The 22979-nt window shown below is 57.5% G+C and carries 23 protein-coding genes; 15 read left to right on the forward strand and 8 right to left on the reverse strand.

What is annotated here, in order from left to right:
• Window position 1 precedes the first annotated feature (1 nt).
• Window positions 2-421, reverse strand: coding sequence for a YbaN family protein (locus tag HCG46_RS16120; protein WP_062488708.1), 420 nt, complete (start codon window positions 419-421; stop codon window positions 2-4).
• Between the two features lie 122 nt (window positions 422-543).
• On the opposite strand from HCG46_RS16120, the gene HCG46_RS16125 reads away from it, so the two are divergent.
• Window positions 544-1281 carry a DUF502 domain-containing protein gene (locus HCG46_RS16125; protein ID WP_055654395.1) on the forward strand — a complete coding sequence of 246 codons (738 nt, stop codon included), beginning with the start codon at window positions 544-546 and terminating at the stop codon, window positions 1279-1281.
• 143 nt (window positions 1282-1424) lie between these two features.
• On the opposite strand, the gene recG is transcribed toward HCG46_RS16125, so the two are convergent.
• A complete protein-coding gene (gene recG / locus HCG46_RS16130; protein WP_168686801.1) occupies window positions 1425-3527 on the reverse strand; it encodes an ATP-dependent DNA helicase RecG in 2103 nt (700 codons plus the stop codon).
• A 231-nt stretch (window positions 3528-3758) separates the two neighbouring features.
• Here recG and HCG46_RS16135 point away from each other — a divergent pair, with 231 nt between their 5' ends.
• Window positions 3759-4076 (forward strand): succinate dehydrogenase assembly factor 2, encoded by a 318-nt coding sequence (locus HCG46_RS16135; RefSeq protein WP_168686802.1) that lies wholly within the window; start codon window positions 3759-3761, stop codon window positions 4074-4076.
• Window positions 4077-4093: 17 nt separating this feature from the next.
• Window positions 4094-7579 carry a transcription-repair coupling factor gene (mfd, locus tag HCG46_RS16140; protein ID WP_168686803.1) on the forward strand — a complete coding sequence of 1162 codons (3486 nt, stop codon included), beginning with the start codon at window positions 4094-4096 and terminating at the stop codon, window positions 7577-7579.
• Between the two features lie 238 nt (window positions 7580-7817).
• Here the strand turns inward: mfd and HCG46_RS16145 are convergent, their stop codons facing one another.
• A complete protein-coding gene (locus HCG46_RS16145) occupies window positions 7818-8474 on the reverse strand; it encodes a protein-L-isoaspartate(D-aspartate) O-methyltransferase (RefSeq protein WP_168686804.1) in 657 nt (218 codons plus the stop codon).
• 171 nt (window positions 8475-8645) lie between these two features.
• Here HCG46_RS16145 and HCG46_RS16150 point away from each other — a divergent pair, with 171 nt between their 5' ends.
• From HCG46_RS16150 to HCG46_RS16195, 10 genes are all read left to right on the forward strand, one after another.
• Window positions 8646-8939, forward strand: a complete 294-nt coding sequence (locus tag HCG46_RS16150; RefSeq protein ID WP_022998567.1) for a septum formation initiator family protein — start codon at window positions 8646-8648, stop codon at window positions 8937-8939.
• Window positions 8940-9114: 175 nt separating this feature from the next.
• Window positions 9115-10164 carry a pyruvate dehydrogenase (acetyl-transferring) E1 component subunit alpha gene (pdhA, locus tag HCG46_RS16155; RefSeq protein WP_022998568.1) on the forward strand — a complete coding sequence of 350 codons (1050 nt, stop codon included), beginning with the start codon at window positions 9115-9117 and terminating at the stop codon, window positions 10162-10164.
• 14 nt (window positions 10165-10178) lie between these two features.
• Window positions 10179-11576: a pyruvate dehydrogenase complex E1 component subunit beta gene (locus tag HCG46_RS16160; protein WP_022998569.1), complete on the forward strand. Its 1398-nt coding sequence runs from the start codon at window positions 10179-10181 to the stop codon at window positions 11574-11576.
• Window positions 11577-11592: 16 nt separating this feature from the next.
• On the forward strand, window positions 11593-12942 hold the full coding sequence (locus tag HCG46_RS16165) for a pyruvate dehydrogenase complex dihydrolipoamide acetyltransferase (protein WP_168686805.1): 1350 nt from the start codon (window positions 11593-11595) through the stop codon (window positions 12940-12942).
• 72 nt (window positions 12943-13014) lie between these two features.
• On the forward strand, window positions 13015-14463 hold the full coding sequence (gene lpdA / locus HCG46_RS16170) for a dihydrolipoyl dehydrogenase (RefSeq protein ID WP_168686806.1): 1449 nt from the start codon (window positions 13015-13017) through the stop codon (window positions 14461-14463).
• Window positions 14464-14644: 181 nt separating this feature from the next.
• The gene (locus HCG46_RS16175; protein WP_022998572.1) at window positions 14645-14893 is read left to right on the forward strand and encodes a GlsB/YeaQ/YmgE family stress response membrane protein; all 249 of its coding nucleotides are present in this window, start codon (window positions 14645-14647) and stop codon (window positions 14891-14893) included.
• Between the two features lie 32 nt (window positions 14894-14925).
• The gene (locus HCG46_RS16180) at window positions 14926-15165 is read left to right on the forward strand and encodes a GlsB/YeaQ/YmgE family stress response membrane protein (protein WP_022998573.1); all 240 of its coding nucleotides are present in this window, start codon (window positions 14926-14928) and stop codon (window positions 15163-15165) included.
• On the forward strand, window positions 15162-15602 hold the full coding sequence (locus HCG46_RS16185) for a thioesterase family protein (RefSeq protein WP_055654381.1): 441 nt from the start codon (window positions 15162-15164) through the stop codon (window positions 15600-15602). The genes HCG46_RS16180 and HCG46_RS16185 overlap by 4 nt, the downstream gene beginning before the upstream one ends.
• 56 nt (window positions 15603-15658) lie before the next feature.
• Complete coding sequence (gene lipA, locus HCG46_RS16190) at window positions 15659-16633, forward strand: lipoyl synthase (protein WP_022998575.1); 975 nt, start codon at window positions 15659-15661, stop codon at window positions 16631-16633.
• Between the two features lie 29 nt (window positions 16634-16662).
• A complete protein-coding gene (locus HCG46_RS16195; protein WP_023014591.1) occupies window positions 16663-17115 on the forward strand; it encodes a type II toxin-antitoxin system RatA family toxin in 453 nt (150 codons plus the stop codon).
• A gap of 18 nt (window positions 17116-17133) precedes the next feature.
• On the opposite strand, the gene HCG46_RS16200 is transcribed toward HCG46_RS16195, so the two are convergent.
• The 5 genes from HCG46_RS16200 to HCG46_RS16220 form a co-directional block, all read right to left on the reverse strand.
• On the reverse strand, window positions 17134-17568 hold the full coding sequence (locus HCG46_RS16200; RefSeq protein ID WP_152510735.1) for a hypothetical protein: 435 nt from the start codon (window positions 17566-17568) through the stop codon (window positions 17134-17136).
• Window positions 17569-17666: 98 nt separating this feature from the next.
• A complete protein-coding gene (locus tag HCG46_RS16205) occupies window positions 17667-18143 on the reverse strand; it encodes a hypothetical protein (RefSeq protein ID WP_152510736.1) in 477 nt (158 codons plus the stop codon).
• A gap of 171 nt (window positions 18144-18314) precedes the next feature.
• Window positions 18315-18782 (reverse strand): hypothetical protein, encoded by a 468-nt coding sequence (locus HCG46_RS16210; RefSeq protein ID WP_168686807.1) that lies wholly within the window; start codon window positions 18780-18782, stop codon window positions 18315-18317.
• A 104-nt stretch (window positions 18783-18886) separates the two neighbouring features.
• A complete protein-coding gene (locus HCG46_RS16215) occupies window positions 18887-19396 on the reverse strand; it encodes a CinA family protein (protein WP_168686808.1) in 510 nt (169 codons plus the stop codon).
• Window positions 19397-19402: 6 nt separating this feature from the next.
• Window positions 19403-20656, reverse strand: a complete 1254-nt coding sequence (locus tag HCG46_RS16220; RefSeq protein ID WP_168686809.1) for a bifunctional 2-C-methyl-D-erythritol 4-phosphate cytidylyltransferase/2-C-methyl-D-erythritol 2,4-cyclodiphosphate synthase — start codon at window positions 20654-20656, stop codon at window positions 19403-19405.
• 170 nt (window positions 20657-20826) lie between these two features.
• Between HCG46_RS16220 and dusB the strand changes: the two genes are divergently transcribed.
• Complete coding sequence (gene dusB, locus HCG46_RS16225; RefSeq protein ID WP_168686810.1) at window positions 20827-21831, forward strand: tRNA dihydrouridine synthase DusB; 1005 nt, start codon at window positions 20827-20829, stop codon at window positions 21829-21831.
• Window positions 21832-21839: 8 nt separating this feature from the next.
• Window positions 21840-22979 carry a nitrogen regulation protein NR(II) gene (locus HCG46_RS16230; protein WP_035909465.1) on the forward strand — a complete coding sequence of 380 codons (1140 nt, stop codon included), beginning with the start codon at window positions 21840-21842 and terminating at the stop codon, window positions 22977-22979.

Here is a 22979-nt window from a genome sequence, read left to right on the forward strand (position 1 = left end):
CCTATGACGGATCCTTGCAACCGTCGGGAGGGGTGTTGCCCGGGCCCGATGGACGAGACAGGACGTAGGCTGCGCAGCCGATCATGAACAGTCCGACACCTATGGCAAGCCACAGGTCAGGATGGGCTGAAAGATAGAAGACGCAATATCCGAAGGTCATTCCGGAAATGGCGAAGATCTTTGCCTTCGGCGGGATCGCGCCATGTTCGCGCCAGGCAATCACTGGCGGCCCGAAGATAGGGTGGTTGAGGATGCGCGCCTCAAGTGCGGGAGAGGATCTGGCAAAACAGGCAGCGGCGAGGATGAAGAAGATCGTGCTCGGCAGAATGGGAAGGAACGCACCGACAATCCCGAGGCCGACACATCCGGTTCCCAGAAGTTTGAACGTGGTCCGCCGCAACACTGCCTCCAAATCCGGCATAATTTGAATACATCGCTGAAAAATAAATCAAGCGAAGGATACCGCACTGCGATAAAGATGCTTATCTAATTGCGGGTCAGTTGAAAAGACGAGCACACACAGGGAAGTTTCGGGTTTAACCCATGAGCCGACACAAACATAAAGCAGAAGACGCGCACAAGATAGGCCATCGGCCGGGTGCGGCAACACGTCTTCGCAACTACTTCCTGACAGGGCTGGTCATCGCCGGCCCGATCGGCATTACCCTGTGGTTGACCTGGACCTTCATCAAATGGGTGGACGGCTGGGTCAAGCCGTTTGTACCCAAGATCTACAATCCGGACACCTACCTGCCGTTTCCGATACCCGGTTTCGGGCTCATTGTTGCAGTTTTTGTCCTCACGGTCGTCGGCTTTCTTGCAGCAAACTTCCTTGGGCGCAGTCTTATCTCGGTTGGCGAAAAAATCGTCGGTCGCATGCCGCTCGTTCGTAACATTTACAGTGGCTTGAAGCAGATTTTTGAGACAGTGCTTGATCAGCGTGGAAGCAGCTTTACCACAGCTGCACTGATTGAATATCCGCGTAGAGGCCTCTGGGCGATTGTGTTCATCTCCACCGACACCAAGGGCGAAGTGGAGCGCCGGCTCAAGGACAAGGCCGATACACTTTCCGTGTTCCTGCCGACCACGCCGAACCCGACATCGGGTTTCTTGCTGTTTGTTCCGAAGGAAGATGTGATCGAACTGGACATGAGTGTCGAAGATGCCGCAAAGCTCGTGATCTCGGCTGGTCTGGTCAATCCGAAATATCCGGAAATTCTCGCAGACGATATTGTCGATCCGGCGCAGCTGGAGCGGGTGAGAAGCTCTGAAGACGCCTGAGTGCGTTAGCAAGCAATCTAATCCATTATTCACTTTGCCCTACGTCGTCAGGCGTCCTTGCCGAATTACGTACGATTGGCTCAAATGGCTGCTGGTGTAGTCGTGCCGACACCTGGGTATTGACTTGCTGCTGTTCGAACTTGTCAGCCGGCCCTGAGGAGCCTGATCGCGGCATCGCGGCCGAACAGATACAAAAGACACCGCAGAGCTTCGCCGCGTTTGGTTTTCAGATCCGGATCCAGTTCAAGGATAAGTCTCGCGTCGTCGCGTGCAACTTCCATCAGATCGGCGTGTTCGTCGGCGCGTGCGATACGAAAACCTGGCGTGCCGGATTGTCGGGTGCCGAGAATTTCACCACCGCCGCGAAGCTTCAGATCTTCTTCCGCGATCAGGAAACCATCGTTGGTCTGGCGCATGATATTGAGGCGCGCGCCGGCCGTTTCTCCAAGCGGTCCCTTGTAAAGAAGGACGCAGGACGAGGGCTTGTCACCGCGTCCGACACGGCCTCGCAGCTGGTGCAATTGCGCGAGGCCAAAGCGTTCGGCGTGTTCGATCACGATTATGGTGGCATCGGGCACATCGACGCCGACTTCAATAACGGTTGTTGCCACCAGCACCTTGGTTGCGCCGGACTTGAAGTCAGCCATGGCGGCATCCTTTTCGTCGGCGTTCATGCGGCCGTGGACCAGTGAGACGCGTTGCCGAAGAGCATGTTCCAGAACCCGGTGACGCTCCTCAACGGCGGCCAGGTCGATCTTTTCGGATTCTTCCACCAATGGACATACCCAATAAACCTTCTGTCCGTCGGCGACCGCTGCACCAACCCGGCCAATGATCTCGTCCAGGCGGTCCAGGGACACTGATACGGTGGTGATGGGCTTGCGGCCCGCGGGCTTGTCCGTCAGGCGAGACACGTCCATGTCGCCAAAGCCTGTCAGCACAAGAGTTCTCGGAATAGGGGTGGCGGTCATGACCAGAACATCGACGCCGTTGCCCTTGGCTGAGAGGGCGAGCCGTTGATGCACACCGAAGCGATGCTGCTCGTCTACGACGACCATGGCCAGATTGCGAAAAGTCACGGTTCCCTGGAAAAGAGCGTGGGTGCCGACTACGAGGTCGATCTCACCTGCGTCCAACTGCTCCTGTCGAAGGCGACGTTCCTTCTGGCTGTCCTTTCCGGTCATCAGGGCAAGGCGAATGCCTGCCTTTTCGCACAGTGGCAACATCGACGCGTAGTGCTGGCGGGCGAGAATTTCCGTCGGCGCCATCAGGGCCCCTTGCGCACCGGTTTCTATCACCTGTGCCAGGGCGGCAAGCGCAACAACGGTCTTGCCGGCGCCGACATCGCCTTGCAGAAGCCGCAACATGCGCACCGGCTTGGCGAGGTCTTCATTTATTTCTTCGATCGCTTTTGCCTGACTGCCGGTCAATTGAAACGGCAGTGACGCTATCACCGCTTTTTGCAGTTCCCCTTTGGGGCGTCGCGATATTCCGCCAAGCGTACGCATGTGTGCCCGCACCATGGCAAGAGCCAACTGGCTGGCGAGCAGCTCGTCATAGGCAAGCCGCTGCATGAAGGGGGAGGCGGGGTCGATGTCGTTGCGTTCATGCGGTGCATGCAGTGTCTTCAAGGCTTCTGCAAAGTCCGGCCAGCCAGTCTGGTGAAGATGGGCGTCATTCAGCCATTCCGGGAGGTGAGGCACACGGTCGACAGCCGCCCGCACAGCCTTTTGCAGGGTTTTGGAGCTCAAACCGGCGGTTAACGGATAGACCGGTTCGATTGCCGGCATTTCTTCCGCTTCCTCAGGTTTCAGCGAATAGTCCGGGTGCACCATCTGAGGGCGCTCGTTGAACCATTCGACCTTGCCTGACACGATTCTTCGTTCGCCTTCGGGAAAAGTTTTCTCCAGCCAGTCATGGCGCGGGTGAAAGAAGACAAAGGTGATCTGGCCTGTCTCGTCGTAGGCGTTGATCCGGTAAGGTGCTTTCGAATGCCGGGGGGGCGCCATGTGCCGGCCGATGGTGACATCCAGTGTGACGATGTCGCCATTTTCCGAATAGGCGATGCCCGGGCGGTGCCGCCGGTCTATAAGGCTATGAGGAATATGAAAAAGCAGATCAGCAACGGTCGCATCACGGTCCGGCTGGCTGCCGACGAGGCCGGACACCAGCTGTTCGATCTTTGGCCCGATTCCAGGCAAAGTCGAAACCGGGGCAAACAGTGGATCGAGGACCGGCGGGCGCATGTTCGGCGTGTAAACCTTCGAGAGACGGCAGGGTATTCGGTATCACGAACCCCTGTTCTGCCACGAAGGCGGAGCGCTGCGCAACAAATAGAACATTCTGTGAACTGGGCGCTGACAAGCTCGTTCTCTGGCGCTATATAACCGACACGAAATCACTCGTCCGGCCGATATCGGCGAAAACAATACTGCCTTTGCCTAAAGGCCGGTCAGCTTCTCATAGGTCTGTTTCTCATGTCCGAAATGTCCGGCGCACACGTCGATATCAATGGTGGCGAACGGGATTCCCGGCGCAAGAAAATACTGTTTCGGTGCTGGCATCGGGGCATGAAGGAAATGGATCTGCTGTTGGGTGGATTCGCGGATGCCAAGATCGACAGCCTTGCGGAAGAAGAACTCCTGGAACTCGAGCACTTGCTGACAGCGCATGACCAGGATCTGTACGCCTGGATGACAGGTCGCAAGCCCTTGCCGCAGGAGTGGGACGGTCCGCTTTACCGCCGCATCATTGCCTATCATGAAGCCGCCGGTCCGGCCGGGTTTGGCAGATAACAACAAGGACGCCAGCTGTGTTTGACAGCCTGCTGAAGGATCAGGCCAACGTGACGCTTGCCGGCGTTCCGGATGGGGCCGAAAGCTACGCTCTTGCAAGGCTGCTCGCCGAAACCCGGGCGCAGGGTCTTGCCCTGGTATTTGTCGCTCGCGACGCCACGCGCATGGCCATGGTCAGCGAAGCACTTCAGTTCTTCGATCCCGAGGTCGAAATCCTGCAGTTGCCCGCCTGGGATTGCCTGCCATACGACCGCGTTTCGCCCAACTCTGCGATCAGTGCACGCCGCTTGCTGGCGCTCGGCCAACTTGCGCGTGGCATGACGGACGGCAAGAAAACCGTACTGATGACAACGCTCAACGCGGCACTTCAGCGTGTTCCCGAGCGCTCTTTCATGGCCGACCAGACCTTCTCCATGGCGCCGGGTAACCGGGTCGACATGGGAGCGATCTCCACATGGCTGGAGATGAACGGTTTTTCGCGAACTCCGACCGTTCGTGAAACCGGTGAATATGCTGTTCGGGGCGGTATTGTCGACCTCTTCGCGCCTGGAGCGGAGGAGCCCGTGCGGCTCGATTTCTTCGGCGATACCCTTGAATCGATCCGCTCATTCAACGCGGAAACACAGAGAACCTCCAAACAGCTGAAACGACTTGACCTGGTTCCGATGAGCGAGGTCGTATTGTCCGAGGAAGCCATCTCCCGCTTCCGTCGTTCCTATCTTGCCAATTTTGGCGCAGCCAGCCGAGAAGACGTGCTCTATCAGTCGATCAGTGACGGTCGCCGATACGCAGGCATGGAGCATTGGCTGCCACTGTTCCACGACCGACTGGAAAGTCTGTTCGATTACATCGGCGATACGCCTGTCGTTCTGGACACCAGCATGAGTGACGCAGTCCGCGAACGCGTTGACCAAGTCACGGAATACTACCGCGCACGTCAGGAAGCGCGCGAAATGGGGACAAGCGCCGGAACGGTGCCTTACATGCCGGTGGAACCGGCCAGTCTCTATGTCACCGAAGAGGAATGGCGAGCAGCTGTCGCCGACCGCGCAAGCGCCGCACTTGATCCCTTTACGCCGCCGCCAGGCAGCGGCAAGACGATTGTCGAACTGGGTGGGCGTCAGGGCCGGAGTTTTGCTGCCGAAAGGGCAGCGGGCGACATCAACATTTTTGACGCGCTGACAACTCACGTGCGCCAACTGCAAAAGCAAGGCAAACGCACGGTGATTGCCTGCTGGTCGGAAGGTTCGCGCGACCGACTCGGCCAGATTCTTGAAGACCATGGTCTTGGAGCGGTCAAGAATGCGGACACGCTGAAGGACATCGAGGAACTTCCCGCCAAGACAACTGCGCTGTGTGTACTGGGCATCGAGCATGGCTTTGAGCTCAATGACGTCGTCTTCATCGGCGAACAGGACATTCTCGGCGACAGGCTGGTTCGCAAGTCGCGTCGCAAGTCCAAGGGCGCCAACGTCATTACCGAAGCGACGGGCCTTTCGGAAGGCGATCTCGTCGTTCACGTGGACCACGGTATCGGCAGGTTCATCGGTCTGAAAACGATTGAAGCTGTCGGCGCGCCGCATGACTGCCTGGAACTTCAATATGCCGGTGGCGACAAACTCTATCTTCCGGTCGAAAACATCGAGCTTCTGTCCCGCTATGGCTCGGAAGACCAGGAAGCCCAGCTCGACAAGCTCGGTGGCGGTGCCTGGCAGGCACGCAAGGCCAAGCTCAAGAAGCGCATTCTGGAAATCGCCGACGGCCTGATCAAGACAGCAGCTCAACGCGCTCTAAAGACCGCGCCGGTGGTGGAAACACCGGAAGGCGTCTACGACGAGTTCGCGACGCGATTCCCCTACGAGGAAACAGACGATCAGCTTACGGCGATCGATGCGGTTTTCGAAGATCTGTCATCGGGGCGGCCGATGGATCGGCTGGTTTGCGGCGACGTTGGATTCGGCAAGACGGAAGTGGCACTTCGTGCAGCTTTCATTGCCGCCATGTCCGGGCGCCAGGTTGCGGTGGTGGTACCGACGACCCTTTTGGCCCGTCAGCACTTCAAGACCTTCTCCGAGCGCTTTCATGGTCTGCCGATCAACGTAGCCCATGCATCCCGCCTGGTGCCCACCAAACAACTGAGCCTGACCAAGAAAGGCATCACGGACGGTTCAGTCGATATTGTCGTCGGCACCCATGCTTTGCTGGGCAAGTCCATCGAATTCCGGGATCTCGGCCTGCTTATCATCGACGAGGAGCAGCATTTCGGGGTCAAGCACAAGGAGCGGCTGAAGGAGCTGAAATCGGACGTTCACGTGTTGACGCTATCGGCCACACCGATCCCGCGGACCTTGCAGCTTGCGCTGACCGGGGTACGCGAACTGTCGCTGATCGCAACGCCGCCTGTGGACCGACTGGCAGTGCGCACGTTCGTTTCGCCGTTCGATCCGTTGGTGGTTCGAGAAGCCCTTCTGCGCGAGCATTACAGAGGCGGGCAGAGCTTCTATGTCTGTCCGCGCCTTGCCGACATCGCAGAGCGCCTCGAGTTCCTTGAAAATCAGGTGCCTGAACTGAAAGTGGCGGTTGCCCACGGCCAGATGCCTCCGGGGGAACTGGAAGACGTCATGAACGCCTTCTATGAGGGCAAGTACAACGTCCTGCTGTCGACAACGATCGTGGAATCCGGGCTGGATATTCCGACCGCGAACACGTTGATCGTACACCGGGCGGATATGTTCGGCCTTGCACAGCTCTACCAGCTGCGCGGCCGTGTCGGCCGGTCCAAGACCCGCGCCTACGCGCTCTTTACGGTTCCTGCCAACAAGACGTTGACGGCGACTGCCGAGCGCCGATTGAAGGTGCTGCAGTCTCTCGAAACATTGGGGGCGGGCTTCCAGCTGGCCAGCCACGATCTCGACATTCGCGGGGCCGGAAACCTGCTTGGCGAGGAGCAGTCCGGGCATATCAAGGAAGTCGGATTTGAACTGTACCAGCAGATGCTGGAAGAGGCGGTTGCCCAGCTCAAGGATGGTGGCGCGGATTTTGGCGACGAGCAGTGGTCACCTCAAATCAACATCGGCACGCCTGTGCTTATCCCGGAAAACTACGTCGCGGACCTGCAACTGCGTCTGCAGCTTTACCGCCGTTTGGGGGATGTCACCGAGGCGGAGGAAATCGATTCCTTCGGCGCGGAACTGATCGACCGCTTTGGACCGTTGCCGGAAGAAGTGCAGCATCTCCTCAAGATCGTCTTCATCAAGGGGCTTTGCCGCAAGGCCAATGTCGAGAAGGTCGATGCCGGGCCGAAAGGGATCGTCATCACCTTCCGCAATAGCGAATTCTCCAATCCGGCCGGTCTGGTTTCCTACATTGCCGAGCAGGGTGTCCTTGCGAAGATCCGACCGGATCAGAAGGTGGTCCTGACACGCGATTGGGATAAGACCGACGCACGTTTGAAAGGCACCGCAACGGTGCTGACCAAGCTGGCGCGCCTGGCGGCCGCCTGAGGCAGAGTTCGCCGGCTCGCTCATACGTGTGGAACGAGGGCGTGGACCCGAGCAGGGGCCAGCCTAAAATTGCATTGAAAGTGTGGTTATCCGGAGGGTCGAGGAGTTCGCGATAGACGAACTGGTGGCCCCAAGCCAAAGTAACTTCCTGTTTTACAGTGTTTTTCTGTAACAACGCTTGAAGCAATAGAAGGGGCCGCCGGGATACCTGATGTTGGTGGCTGACACCCGACAGGCATCAGCCTGCATCCGTCCATCCTTCGGCGCCTACCAGAGGTACGTAGGCGACGGCTCCGAGATTGTCTGTTTTGAACTCGGTTTCGGAAAGCCTTTCGATCCGGATGAGATCTTGCTGCCGCTTTGACCTGCCAACCGGAATCACCAGTCGACCGCCTACCTTGAGTTGCTTTTTGAGAGAATCGGGGACAGCCGGCGCTCCCGCCGCAACTGCGATGGCATCGAAAGGGGCTTCCGCCGGACAGCCACGTGTTCCGTCGGCGCAAATAACCTCGACGTTCCTGCAACCTGCCTGTTCCAGATTTTCCCTGGAAAGGTTGACGAGCTCCTGAAGTCGATCGATCGAAATGACTTTGTGAGCGAGATTTCCAAGCACAGCAGCTGCGTAACCAGAACCTGCTCCGATCTCCAGAACCTTCGCGTTTTCGCTGATTTCAAGCAGTTCGCAAGTGAGAGCAACAACATAGGGCTGGGATATTGTCTGGCCATATCCGATGGACAAAGGCCCATCCCAGTAGGCTCGGTTTACCTGGCTCTCCGGAACAAAGATATGGCGCGGCACACTGGCCATGGCGGACAGAACCCGTTTATCGCTAATACCGCGCCTGTGCAGTTGCTGCTCAACCATTTCTGCGCGTGCGGTCGTCCACTGATCCATGGGCTGCTCTCGCCGGACACAAATTTACCGTGCATTTGATTGGCTGTCTCAAGATTCTATTAAACCTAAATCCGCATAGTGAGAGAACCAAGAGGCCAGTGTATCAGCGTTAAGGTCCAAAGAGTGCCCCGAGCAGCTACCCGTCAGCGAAAACAGTCATTTCTCCGTCGATTGATCACGCCTGCAATCGCCATTGCTGCGCTTGGTTATTTTGGCTTCCATGCGATGAGCGGTGAGCTCGGTATGGTTGGCCGAGCAATGATCGAGCGTCAGGTTTCCGAACTTGAAGGTGAATTGGCTGTCTTGACCGCCCAGCGTCAGGAGCTCGTCTCAAGGGTTAGTCTGCTTCGGCCGGAGAGCCTCGATCCTGATATGCTCGATGAGCGCGCAAGGCTCAATCTCAACCTGGTGCATCCTGACGAGCTGGTTGTTCTCAGGCCGGGCCACCGTTACAGCATGAACTGAATTTCAGTTGATTTTGCTGCATTAACAATAATCTGGTTAAATATAAAATTCTGTAGTATCAACAATGCTTTGATGCTGTTGTTGCAGTGCGAGATGCGTGGATTGGATTGACAGACCCAACCGGATAAGTTGCTCCTACCTATCTTAGGGGAAACGTCACGCCGAGATGAGGGTTATGGCCACAGCATCAAAGACCACTTCCGCTAGCTCCAAGAGCACCAGCCGGACACGCAGCTCCGCCAAGAAGGCGCAGCCTGCGATCGCCGAGTTCGATAAGGACGAAGAACTTCACGCTTACCGCGAAATGCTTCTGATCCGACGTTTTGAGGAAAAAGCCGGGCAACTGTACGGCATGGGCCTCATCGGCGGGTTTTGTCATTTGTATATCGGACAGGAAGCTGTCGTCGTCGGTATGCAGATGGCCAAGAAAGACGGCGATCAGATGATCACCGGTTACCGGGATCATGGCCACATGCTGGCAATGGATCTCGATCCGAAAGGCGTGATGGCGGAATTGACCGGTCGTCGCGGTGGCTTGTCGAAAGGCAAGGGCGGCTCCATGCACATGTTCTCCAAGGAGAAGCATTTTTATGGCGGCCATGGCATCGTCGGTGCGCAGGTGTCGCTTGGCACCGGCCTCGGGTTCGCGAACAAATACCGTGAAAACGGCAACGTGGCGATGGCCTTCTTTGGTGACGGCGCGTCCAACCAGGGTCAGGTCTACGAGAGCTTCAACATGGCCGAGCTGTGGAAGCTTCCGGTCGTTTACGTGATCGAGAACAACAAGTACGGCATGGGCACCAGCGTTGCCCGCGCCTCCGCCACCACAGATCTTTCCCAACGCGGTGCTTCCTTCGGAATTCCGGGCAAGCAGGTCGACGGTATGGATGTGCGCGCAGTCAAGGCAGCCTCCGCTGAAGCGCTGGAATGGTGCCGTGAAGGCAAGGGGCCGTTCATTCTTGAAATGATCACCTACCGCTACCGCGGGCACTCCATGTCGGATCCGGCGAAATACCGCTCCAAGGACGAAGTCCAGAAGATGCGGACCGAACATGATCCGATCGAACAGGTGCGTGCGCGCCTCATGGACAAGGGTTGGGCTTCCGAAGACGACCTCAAGGCCATCGACAAGGATGTGCGGGCTAGGGTCGCGGAAGCTGCCGAATTTGCACAGACGGATCCGGAACCGGATGTGTCTGAACTCTACACCGACATTCTGCTCTAAGGCCGGGGGACAACATGCCGATTGACATTTTGATGCCGGCGCTTTCGCCGACTATGGAAGAGGGCAAGCTCGCCAAGTGGCTGAAGGCCGAGGGCGACACCATCTCTGCAGGCGATGTGATCGCCGAAATCGAGACCGACAAGGCTACCATGGAAGTGGAAGCGGTTGATGAAGGCACGCTTGGAAAAATCCTGGTTGCCGAAGGAACCGACAACGTCAAGGTAAACGCGAAGATTGCGGTTCTGCTGGCCGAGGGCGAAGACGCCAGTGCCATCGACGCCGCAGCTTCCGCGCCAGCCGCCGCTGCGGCCCCTGAAGCCCCTGCGGCTGCAGAAGCCTCGAGCGCACCGGCTGTTGCCTCCGCTCCGACGCCTGCTGCTCCTGCGCCTGAAACTGCTGACGATCCGGAAATTCCGGCCGGTACGGCAATGAAGTCCTCCACCGTTCGCGAAGCTTTGCGGGATGCGATGGCAGAGGAAATGCGCCGTGATCCGGACGTCTTCATCATGGGTGAGGAGGTCGCGGAGTATCAGGGCGCCTACAAGATCACCCAGGGCCTGCTGGACGAGTTTTCCGCCAAGCGTGTCATCGATACGCCGATCACCGAGCACGGCTTCGCCGGTCTTGGCGTCGGGGCAGCGATGGCCGGTCTGAAGCCGATCGTCGAGTTCATGACCTTCAACTTCGCCATGCAGGCGATTGACCAGATCATCAACTCCGCCGCCAAGACGTTGTACATGTCCGGCGGTCAGATGGGTGCACCGATTGTCTTCCGTGGACCAAACGGTGCCGCGGCGCGAGTCGGTGCCCAGCATTCACAGGATTACGCTTCCTGGTACGCCCACGTGCCGGGCCTGAAGGTGGTCCAGCCGTATTCGGCTGCGGATGCAAAAGGTCTTCTGAAGGCAGCAATTCGCGACCCGAACCCGGTCATCTTCCTGGAAAACGAAATCCTCTACGGTCATTCCTTCGAAGTCCCGGACATGGACGATTTTGTTCTGCCGATCGGCAAGGCGAAGGTGGAACGCGGTGGAACGGACGTGACGCTGGTTTCCTGGGGCATCGGCATGACCTACACCATCAAGGCGGCTGAAGAGCTGGCTGGAATGGGGATCTCGGCCGAGGTCATCAACCTGCGCACCATTCGTCCGCTGGATATCGACACCGTGTTGGCGTCCGTCCGCAAGACAGGCCGGATCGTGACGATCGAAGAAGCCTTCCCGATGTGCTCCGTTTCATCGGAAATCGCCTACCAGGTTCAGGAAAAGGCGTTCGACTATCTCGACGCACCGATCCTGCGCGTGACCGGCAAGGACGTTCCGATGCCTTACGCTGCAAACCTGGAAAAGCTGGCTCTGCCGAACGTTGGTGAAGTCATCGATGCGGTCAAAGCCGTAACCTACACCGCCTGAGGCCAGGGAGACGGACATGCCAATCAATATTACCATGCCGGCCCTTTCTCCGACCATGGAGGAGGGCAACCTGGCCAAATGGCTGGTCAAAGAAGGCGATCAGGTTTCGGCCGGTGATGTAATCGCCGAGATTGAAACCGACAAGGCGACCATGGAAGTGGAAGCGGTTGACGAAGGCACCGTCGGCAAGATTGTCGTGCCTGCGGGAACCTCAGGTGTGAAGGTCAACGAACTGATCGCCGTACTTCTGGAAGACGGTGAAGATGCCAGTTCCATCGACACCTCCGGTGGATCGGCGGCACCTGCTTCTTCATCGGGAGGCGACAAGGCTCCGGCTGTGCCGGAAAGCTCGCCGGCGATTGAGGTCGGGGCAAAGGCGGCAACGGATCCGGTTCCGGCTCCCAAAGCCGCTGACGGAAACCGCATCTTTTCGTCCCCGCTGGCTCGCCGTCTGGCTCAGCTCAACGGTCTTGACCTGAAAGCACTTTCCGGTTCCGGTCCGCATGGCCGCATCGTCAAGCGCGACATCGAGGCAGCTCTTGCTGCAGGTACAGGCAAGGCAGTGCCCGCCGCTGCTGCTGCGGAAGCACCGAAGGCTGCCGCGGCACCGGCCATGGCAACCGGCCCGTCCGCGGATCAGGTTCTGAAACTGTTCGACAAGGACAGCTACGAACTCGTGCCGCATGACGGCATGCGCAAGACCATTGCCAAGCGTCTCACCGAGTCCAAGCAGACCATTCCGCACTTCTATGTGTCCGTGGACTGTGAACTCGACGCTCTTCTGGCTCTTCGGGCACAGCTCAACGATGCTGCCGCCAAGGACAAGGAAGGCAAGCCGGCCTACAAGCTTTCAGTCAACGATATGACCATCAAGGCTCTGGCTCTGGCCCTGCGCGATGTCCCTGATGCGAACGTCTCGTGGACCGACGATAACATGGTCATGCACAAGCATGCCGATGTCGGTGTCGCCGTTTCCATCCCGGGTGGCCTGATCACGCCGATCATCCGCCGGGCGGAAGAAAAGCCTCTTTCCGTCATTTCCAACGAGATGAAGGATTACGGCAAGCGTGCGAAAGAACGGAAGCTGAAGCCCGAAGAGTACCAGGGTGGTACCACCGCGGTCTCCAACATGGGCATGATGGGCGTGAAGAACTTCTCGGCCGTCGTCAACCCGCCGCATGCGACCATTCTGGCCGTCGGCGCCGGCGAAAAACGCCCTGTCGTCAAGAACGGCGAACTGGCTGTTGCCACGGTGATGAGCGTGACGCTTTCGACCGACCACCGCTGCGTGGACGGTGCGCTTGGCGCCGAGCTTCTTGCCGCCTTCAAGGGCTACATCGAAAACCCGATGAGCATGCTTGTTTAAGCCTCATCTCCGGCGCGGCGGCAACGCCGCGCCGTTTTCAATCGATGACTTCATTCGCCGGGGAAATACACCATGGCTGATACCAATTACGACGTGATCATTATCGGCTCAGGGCCGGGTGGTTACGTGACCGCTATTCGTTCTGCCCAGCTGGGCTTCAAGACTGCGATCGTTGAACGCGAACACCTTGGCGGCATATGCCTCAACTGGGGTTGCATTCCGACGAAGGCCCTCCTGCGTTCAGCGGAAATCCTGGACCACGCCAACCATGCCAAGAGCTTCGGGTTGACACTGGAAGGCTCCATGAAGGCGGACGTCAAGGATGTCGTTGCGCGTTCGCGCGGCGTTTCCGCTCGACTGAACGGTGGCGTCGGTTTCCTCATGAAGAAGAACAAGATCGACGTGATCTGGGGTGAGGCCAAACTCACCAAACCGGGCGAAGTCAAGGTTGGAAAATCTTCCAAGCCTGTTGTCGAGCCGCAGAATCCGGTTCCGAAAGGCGTGAAGGGTGAAGGCACCTACACCGCCAAGCATATCATCGTGGCAACTGGTGCGCGTCCGCGTGCTTTGCCTGGCATTGAACCGGACGGCAAGCTTATCTGGACTTACTTCGAGGCCATGAAACCGGCCAAGATGCCGAAATCGTTGGTGGTCATGGGGTCGGGTGCGATCGGGATCGAATTCGCGTCCTTCTATCGGTCCATGGGCGTCGACGTAACGGTTGTCGAACTGATGGCCAACGTGATGCCGGTCGAAGACGAGGAAATCTCGAAATTCGCGCGCAAGGCTCTTGAGAAGCGCGGTCTGAAGATCATTACCGAAGCAAAGGTGACCAAGGTCGACAAGGCGGCAGATTCGATTACTGCCCACGTGGAGACCAAGGATGGCAAGGTAAGCCAGATTACGGCTGATCATCTGATTTCCGCTGTCGGCGTTCAGGGCAACATCGAGAATATCGGTCTGGAATCTCTCGGCGTGAAAACCGACCGCGGATGTGTGGTCATTGATGAGTATGGCCGCACCAATGTGCCCGGCCTCTATGCCATTGGCGATGTCGCCGGTCCGCCAATGCTTGCTCACAAGGCAGAACATGAAGGCGTGATTTGCATCGAGAAGATTGCAGGTGTGCCTGGTGTTCACGGGATGGACCATCGCAAGATTCCGGGCTGCACCTACTGCAACCCGCAGGTTGCCTCTGTTGGGCTGACCGAAGCAAAGGCGAAGGAACAGGGCCGCGACATCCGCGTTGGCCGGTACATGTTCAACGCCAACGGCAAGGCCATCGCGCTTGGCGAAGACAACGGCATGATCAAGGTTATCTTTGACAAGAAGTCCGGCGAGCTTCTCGGTGCGCATATGTGCGGCGCAGAAGTGACCGAACTCATCCAGGGCTTTGTCGTCGCGATGAACCTCGAGACTACCGAAGAAGAGCTGATGCACACGATCTTCCCGCATCCGACCTTGTCGGAAATGATGAAGGAAGCCGTGCTGGACGCCTACGGCAAGGTGCTCAACGCCTGATCCCTTTTGGCCTCGGGGTAAAACTGCACCGAGGCCGCTTTCCATTTGCCGTACTCTGGATCTGCAAGCAGTGAAAGAAATGCGCAGACCTGAACGTTGATCAGGACATCAACGCTGGACGCTTTTTCTGAAACGGGTAACGTGAAACCGTCTGAGAAAAGGCTGAAAGGAGCCGTCAGTCATGGATGTAAAAGCAATTTTGATCTGGGTTGCAATCGGCATTATAGCCGGTTGGCTTGCAAGCGTCGTCGTTGGCGGCGGTGGTCTGATCCGTTACCTCGTCAGCGGTCTCATTGGCGCGTTTGTTGGTGGTTTCCTGTTCAAGCTCGCAGGTATCAACGTCAATCTGGGCAATGCCTACGTCAATGAAATTGTCGTGGCGGCCGTTGGAGCAATTGTCGTTGTGCTGCTTGCGCGACTGATCGCCTGACGAATTGAAATTTCTGGAAATAGGAGTCCGCGATGGGGTGGATCATCACAATCATCATCGGCCTCATTGCGGGCGCCGTTGCTCACCGGGTGCTGAACAGTCGCGGAGGTTTTCTTGGCAGCCTCGTTGTCGGCCTTGTCGGGGCACTGGTTGGCGGTGAACTCGCATCGCTGCTCAACCTGCATGTGACAGGTGGTATTCTCGATCGTCTGATTATCGCGGTTCTGGGCTCTATCCTGTTCCTGTTCATCTGGAAGAAAATGTTCAAGTGAGCACAAATCCGGACGAATTCGAGAGCCTGGAGGCTTTTGTTCTCAGGACAGGCGACAAGCTTCGTTATGGTGACACGGACCGGCAGGGGCACGTAAACAATGCCGTGTTCGCCACTTTTCTGGAAACCGGCCGCGTTGAATTGCTCTACAATGAAGCGCTGGCTGACCAGGGCGCAGCTTTTGTGATCGCGCGGCTGGAGCTGGATTTCCTGGCGGAAGTCAACTGGCCGGGAGAAGTGGAGATCGGCACAGCGGTGCTTGACGTTGGCCGCAGCTCGTTCAAGCTGTTCCAGAAGGTTTTTCAGGATGGAAAGCCGGTTGCGCAGGCGGTGACCGTCATCGTCCAGATGAGCGAGAGCACGCGAAAGTCTCAACCGCTTTCGGAACGTGCACGCGAGCGGCTTCAGGAACTGACCGGTCCTGCGTTAAGCACATAGCTGGCTCAACGCTAATCCGTCTTGACCTTTAACCGGAATAACGACACTTAAGGCCCATGGTTACGATCGTCGACACGCTCAATCGCCCGCAGCAGCAATCCGAAGCGCGCCCGCGCCACCCGGAAAAGGCTCACCGTCCGGACAATCCGATACAGCGCAAGCCGCACTGGATCCGCGTCAAGGCACCGACATCGCCGGTCTACCGCGAAACGCAGAATGTCGTGCGCGAGAACAATCTCGTTACGGTTTGCGAAGAGGCGGGATGCCCGAACATCGGCGAATGCTGGTCGAAGAAGCATGCCAGCTTCATGATCCTTGGTGATACCTGTACCCGTGCCTGCGCCTTCTGCAACGTGCGCACGGGCATGCCAGGGCCAGTCGACCCGAAGGAGGCCCAGGGTGTTGCGGATGCCGTTGCTGCAATGGGGCTCGAGCATGTGGTGATCACCTCCGTCGACCGGGACGATCTGGACGATGGCGGTGCACAGCATTTCGCAGATGTGATCAATGCCATTCGCAAGACCGCGCCGTCGACCACGATCGAGGTTCTGACGCCTGATTTCCTGCGTAAGGACGGTGCTCTGGAGATCGTCGTGGCGGCGAAGCCCGATGTCTTCAATCACAACCTTGAGACAGTACCGTCGAAATATCTGACCGTTCGCCCCGGAGCGCGCTATTTCCACTCGATCCGCCTTCTTCAGAAGGTCAAGGAACTTGATCCGGAAATGTTCACCAAGTCCGGGATCATGGTCGGGTTGGGGGAAGTGCGCAACGAAGTGCTGCAGCTGATGGACGACCTTCGGGCCGCCGATGTCGATTTCCTGACGGTCGGCCAGTATCTGCAACCTTCCAAGAAGCACCATCCGGTCGTGTCCTTCGTGACACCGGAAGAGTTCAAAGGCTATGAGCGTATTGCTTACGCCAAAGGTTTCCTGAAGGTGTCGGCAAGCCCGTTGACGAGGTCTTCTCACCACGCAGGTGAAGATTTCGCGGATCTTCGCGCCGCGCGCAAAGCAAAGCTCGGCCACTAACGCCAAAGCAACAGGACACTGGACACCGTATGCCCAGTTTTTCATCCGACCACAAAGTCAACCACAAGGCGGACGAGATGTTCCGCCTTGTTGCCGACGTAGAGCGATATCCCGAATTCGTGCCGCTTTGCCAGGATCTTCACGTGCGCGGCCGCAAGGAACTGGATGGCGGACGGACGGTGCTGGTGGCCGACATGACAGTTGCCTACAAGCTGTTCAAGGAAACCTTCACCAGCCGCGTGGAACTGCGCCCGCAGGACAGGACGATCCTGGTTGAGTACCTGGACGGCCCGTTCAAGCACCTGGAAAACAAATGGACTTTCGAGGACGCAGGCGAGGGCAGCTGCAACGTCGGTTTCTATATTTCCTACGAATTCCGCAGTCGGACACTCGGCTCTCTCATGGGCGTCATGTTCGAAAAGGCCTTCCGAAAGTTTTCAAGCGCCTTCGAAGCCCGCGCGGACCAGGTGTACGGGACCTGATCAAGCTGACCTGTGGTTCTACTTGAACTGCTTGAAGGCGTCGCGAATGATGCGGATACGGCTCGACTGCATGTCGAGGGGCTCTGCCTGGCGACGGATCTGCTCGATTTCCTTCTTTTTCAACCCGAGACTTTCGAGCGTTGCGAAGGACGTGTAATCGGTACAGACGGGCGTGCGGCTGGAGCCGACATTCTCTTCGACCACGAGGTTTCTTCCGGCAGCAGCTTCTTCTTCCGTCCAGATCACGGTGTTCGAGGATACCCAGAATGTGCGGTCGCAATATTGGGCCTGGTAGTAGCCCTCTTTCGGTTTTGTCAGAATTTCATGAAATCCGGTGAACGTACCGTTGGAATACTGGGACCTGATATAAAAGTCGCTCTGAGCGTAAGCGACGCCGGCAAAGGCAGTGCCAGCGGCCGTCAGTGCAGCGAAGAACGCGAGCGCGCGTTTCATGTCAGGGTCCTTTTTTCTACGCGTTTATGTCACCTGTTCCTGTTGAAAGTCTAAGCTGACCAGCTTACCCGAGCCTTACCAGCCCGGTGCCGGCTTTTTTAGTTGCCGTGATACGACTTGGCAGCGTTGTCGCCACCCGTTGTTTTGAAGGCTTCGCGAATGACCGCGAAACGGTTTACCCGCTTTACAGACGACCCGTCATTTTGAACGACAAGTCTCGGATCATCCTGTACGCCGAGGTCTTCAAGCGTCACCTGTTCTTCAGGATGATCGCAAATCGGCCGCCAGCCCTTGCCCCGGTTGAACTCCACCCGAACCTTGTAATCCTGCTGAACTTCGAGCTGCGTCCAGGCGACTGTCGCATAGCGTACAAAGTAGGATCTGCCACAATACTGAACTTCCACCAGCCCGTCCGCCATCCGGTCATAGATGCGGTGGGAGCCGCGGAACAGCTGATTGCCGTCGCGAGAAATAATGTAGGTGTCACCCGGTTTCGGCGTGTTGTTGCCGGCCTGCGCATTGGCGCACGCAAGGGCGAGGGCACTTCCTGCAAGAAGCGCACGTTGGATTAACATATCCCGTTCCCTTTGCCGCGAAATCATTTCGCGAGTTGGTTCCTGCTTACGGTGACCATACGGCAAGTGTTTGTAAAAGTGATTTCGTAAGGGAAATTAGTTTGATTAAAACTTTAAAAGCACTGATTTTGTTGAGGAAATATCGAATATCTGTCCAGAAGCAGTCGGCTTTTAGCGTGTGTGATACGTGCTGTGGCCCTCTTCGGCGCTATTGCTCTGGAACATTGCGCCGATCGCGGAAAGTCTGCTTTGTGGGGCCGAAGTCTCATCTGGGGCTGCCAGAAGATCGTGCGCGCTCATTGTGACGCCGATGTCCTCAAGACTGACCTGTCGCTCGGGATTGCCGCAGATCGGACGCCATCCACGGCCAAAATTGAATTCCACCTGAACTTTGTTGCCACGTTCGGTTTCCACTTGCGTCCACGCGACCGAATGGCTGCGTACAAAATAGCTGCGCTCGCAATAAGAGACCTTTTTCAGTCCGCGGGCGTTTTCCGTGAACAGCTTGTGACTGCCTACAAAGTGTCCGCTGCGATCGCGTGAAATCAGATAAAAATCGCCAGGCTGAGGTATGGCACCTGCAAAAGCGGTGGAGCCTGCGCACAAAAATGCAGCCAGAATGGTCGCTGGTTTAATCATAAAGGTTCTGATCTTGAGTTACGTTGAGGTCAAGTTGTCTGGAATATACATATGACCAAGCGGAAGCCCAGCGCGAACTCCCATGAGCGTTAATGAGCATTTACTCAGGAAATTGCATTTAAAATCGATGTGAGGGCAGTTCTGACGGTGGCAAGCCGGATTGATTGCCGGCCGCTGTCTGCAAACCAGCAATGGAGATGATCTGTCGGGCGATCTTTTGCCGCAACGGCAATATGGACAGTGCCAACCGGCTTTTGAGCACTTCCGCCACCTGGTCCAGCGATACCCGTTACAGAGACTGCTACATCCGCATTGGATCTGGCGAGTGCTCCTTCTGCCATGGCGATCGCGACTTCCTTGCTGACGGCTCCATACTTTTCGATAAGGTCTTTCGGAACGCCCAGCATTTCGTTCTTTGCTTCATTGGAGTAGGTCACAAACCCCCGGTCCACGGCGGCCGAAGATCCTGCGATCTCCGTAAGTGCCCCGCAAATCAGGCCTCCGGTGCAGGATTCTGCCGTTGCAACCATCTTCTTGGCGGCAATGAGCCCCTCCAGCACAGCAATTGACAGAGGTGCAAGCTCTTCCAGGTTGTTCGGGGATGTCTCGGTCATGGATTTCTAGTCCTCGTCCTGAAAAGGAAGACGCACTGTCACACTGGCCAGGGCCGCGATACCTTCCTTGCGGCCTGTGAATCCCAGACGCTCGGACGTCGTGGCCTTGACCGAGATCCTCGAAACAGGCACGGCGCAAATCTTGGCAATCGAAGAGCGAATTGCCTCGCGGTGAGGCCCGATCTTCGGTTCCTCGCACACGATGGTGATGTCGACATGAGCCAGTCTTCCGCCGCGTTCAGTCAAGCGGCGCATGGCGTCCCGTTGAAACTGGTCAGAAGAGGCACCTTTCCACTGCGGGTCGCTTGGAGGGAAATGCTGGCCGATATCACCATCGCCAATGGCACCAAGCGTAGCGTCTGTAATAGCGTGCAGCACCACATCCGCGTCTGAGTGACCTTTCAGCTTGCAGGTGTGGGGAATGGCTACTCCGCCCAAAATAACGGCATCGCCATCTTCAAAGGCGTGAACGTCGTATCCGATCCCGGTTCTGACATCGCCAAGTTCTGAAAGGGGCAACGGGGAGGCGGGGGTTGTCGACATCAGTTGTAACTCGGCCTGTTGTTCTGCACGACGGAGGTCGGCGGCAGTTGTGATCTTGAATGCAGCGGGGTCGCCCTCCGTCAGGACAATGGTCATCCCGTCCCATTCCGCAAGGCCGGTGTCGTCAGTAAAATCGAGTTTTCCAGCAGCTACCGCCTTTTCATGCGCAATGAGTATGCGCTGCAAGGGAAAGGCCTGTGGCGTCTGCGCTGCCCAGAGCCCGGCTCTGTCGACGGTTTCCAGCGAGCGACCCGATTGATCTGCTCTTTTTAACGTGTCGGCCACGGGCAGGGCGGCGAGTACGCCTTCGTTTCCTGCCTGCAGTCGCTCAAGCAATCTGTCTATCACGGCAGATGGGAGGAACGGCCGTGCAGCGTCGTGGATCAAAACGTAATCAAATCCTTCGAGTGCGAGGGCCTTCAATCCTGCCAGGACCGATTGCTGCCTGGTCGCTCCACCGTAGACTGCCGGTCCGATCTTTGAAGCTGTTTCGTTGGAAGCCGCTCTTGTTGCTTCAGAGAAATGGTTCACGTCGTCAGGGTGAATGACGGTTACGAGACGGTTGATCCGGGGGTGATTCCCGAGAGCATCCAGTGTATGGCTCAGCACTGGACGGCCAGCCAACGGCCTGTATTGCTTGGGTAACGCATTGTCGGAGCCCGCAAGACGGGTGCCACGCCCTGCGGCAACGACAAGGGCGGCAGCGGTTTTTGTCATTAACGGGCTCCTCGTGCTCTGCATCAAACCGTCAGCTTTGAACCGTCTTTACCTAGGAACCTGTTCGGACCGCAAATTTTGACTTGTTGCATTGCGAAACTTGTCTACAATATAGGCAATTATGAATCTGCACAGTCAATAAGCAGAAAAGAGACGCTGTGTCGCCGTCTATGAAAACACTCACGATTGGCCGGTATCAACTCGCAAACCCGGCCGTGCTCGCGCCGATGTCCGGCGTGACCGATCTCCCTTTCCGCCGGCTGGCTGCCAGATACGGCGCCGGCATGGTCGTCAGCGAAATGGTTGCGAGCGAATCCTTCGTCAAAGGCGACGCCGAAACACAAATGCGTGCGGAGGCTCAGGACAAGGGGCTCCATGTCGTTCAGCTTGCAGGGCGTGAAGCCCGCTGGATGGGGGAGGCCGCCAAGGTTGTCGCTGGCCTTGGTGCCGATGTAATCGATATCAACATGGGCTGTCCCGCCAAAAAGGTGACGTCCGGATACTCCGGTTCTGCGCTGATGCGGGATCTCGATCATGCCCTGACGCTGGTTGATGCGACGGTAGCAGCGGTCGATGTACCCGTCACCTTGAAGATGCGCCTTGGCTGGGATGACAAGAACCTGAATGCACCGGAGTTGGCCCGCCGTGCGGAAGCAGCCGGGGTGCAGCTCATCACCGTTCACGGGCGCACCCGGTGCCAGTTCTACAAGGGCAAGGCCGACTGGCGTGCGATAGCGGCTGTCAAGGATGCGATTTCGGTTCCCCTGATCGCAAATGGTGATTGCAAGAGTGCTGAAGATGCCTTGCGTATGCTTGAGCTTTCCGGCGCGGACGGCGTGATGATCGGCAGGGGCGCATATGGACGTCCCTGGTTGCCGGGCCACATCGGACATTTTCTGGCAAGTGGCGAACAGCTCGACGCACCTACGGGAACAGAGCTGGCGGAGCTTGTGGCGGAGCACTACGAGGCCATCCTCAGCCACTACGGGGAGCGGCAGGGTGTTCGCATCGCGCGCAAGCATCTCGGTTGGTATCTGGACGAGACAACGTCTGCGGGCGCAGCCGACATCCTTGGATCTGTCCGCAAGACCCTTATGACTTCCAATCAGCCGTCGGAGGTTATCCGCCTCGCAAGCGACTGGCTTTCTTCCTCGAACAAACGGACAGCAGCTTGAAGGACATCATGTCTCAGACAGGCCGTACGGCCGCGCTTGCCAGTGACGGGCCGACTATACTGGATGCCTTGCCTCACCCGGTGCTTCTGGTTGCGCCGGATGGCGTGATCGAGTCCGCCAACATGGCCGCGGAAATTTTCATGCGGTCCAGTGTATCGGTGCTCCGCCGCCATCCAATCAGTGACTTTGTTCCTTTCGGGAGCCCCTTGCTGACCCTGATCGAGCAGGTGCGCGAACGCAGCGCGCCGGTCAACGAATACAAGGTCGACATCGGTTCTCCGCGCATCGGAGCGCCGAAGGTGGTCGATATCAACGCTGCGCCGGTATCGGAGCGGCCGGGGGCTGTGGTGCTGATGTTCCAGGAACGCACCATGGCGGAAAAGATCGACCGGCAGCTGACGTCCCGTGGAGCGGCCCGCACCGTAACTGGCCTTGCCGCCATGTTGGCGCATGAGATCAAGAACCCGCTGTCAGGAATTCGCGGCGCAGCCCAGCTTATAGAGCAGTCGGTGCCAGCCGAAGACCGGGCCCTGACACGTCTGATCATGGATGAGACCGACAGGATCGTGAAGCTGGTCGACCGGATGGAAGTATTTTCGGACGAACGGCCGATCGAAAGAGAGCCGGTCAATATTCACGTGGTTCTGGACCACGTGAAGCGCTTGTCGGATTCCGGCTTTGCCCGTGGCAAACGCATTGTGGAGATTTATGATCCGTCGTTGCCTCCGGTTTATGCCAACAAGGATCAGCTGATTCAGGTTTTCCTGAACCTGATCAAGAACGCCAGCGAAGCGATTGGCGATGATCCTGATGGTGAAATTCGCGTTTCGACGGCGTTTCGGCCGGGTGTGCGGCTGTCTGTTCCCGGTACCGACGAAAAGGTCAGCCTGCCGTTGGAGTTCTGTGTCCAGGACAATGGGCCGGGCGTTCCGGAAGACCTTCTTCCGCATCTGTTTGAGCCGTTTATCACGACAAAGACCAATGGCTCAGGCCTTGGTCTTGCACTCGTTGCCAAGATCATTGGTGACCACGGCGGTGTCATCGAATGTGACAGCCAGCGCCAGAAGACAGTTTTCCGCATTCTGATGCCCGCATTCACGGGTGACAGCACAGCTTCGTCCGACCGGACCAGCAGAGGAACCGAGTAA

Origin of the sequence: Labrenzia sp. PO1, from assembly GCF_012273635.1 — a bacterium.
Lineage (GTDB): Bacteria > Pseudomonadota > Alphaproteobacteria > Rhizobiales > Stappiaceae > Roseibium > Roseibium algicola.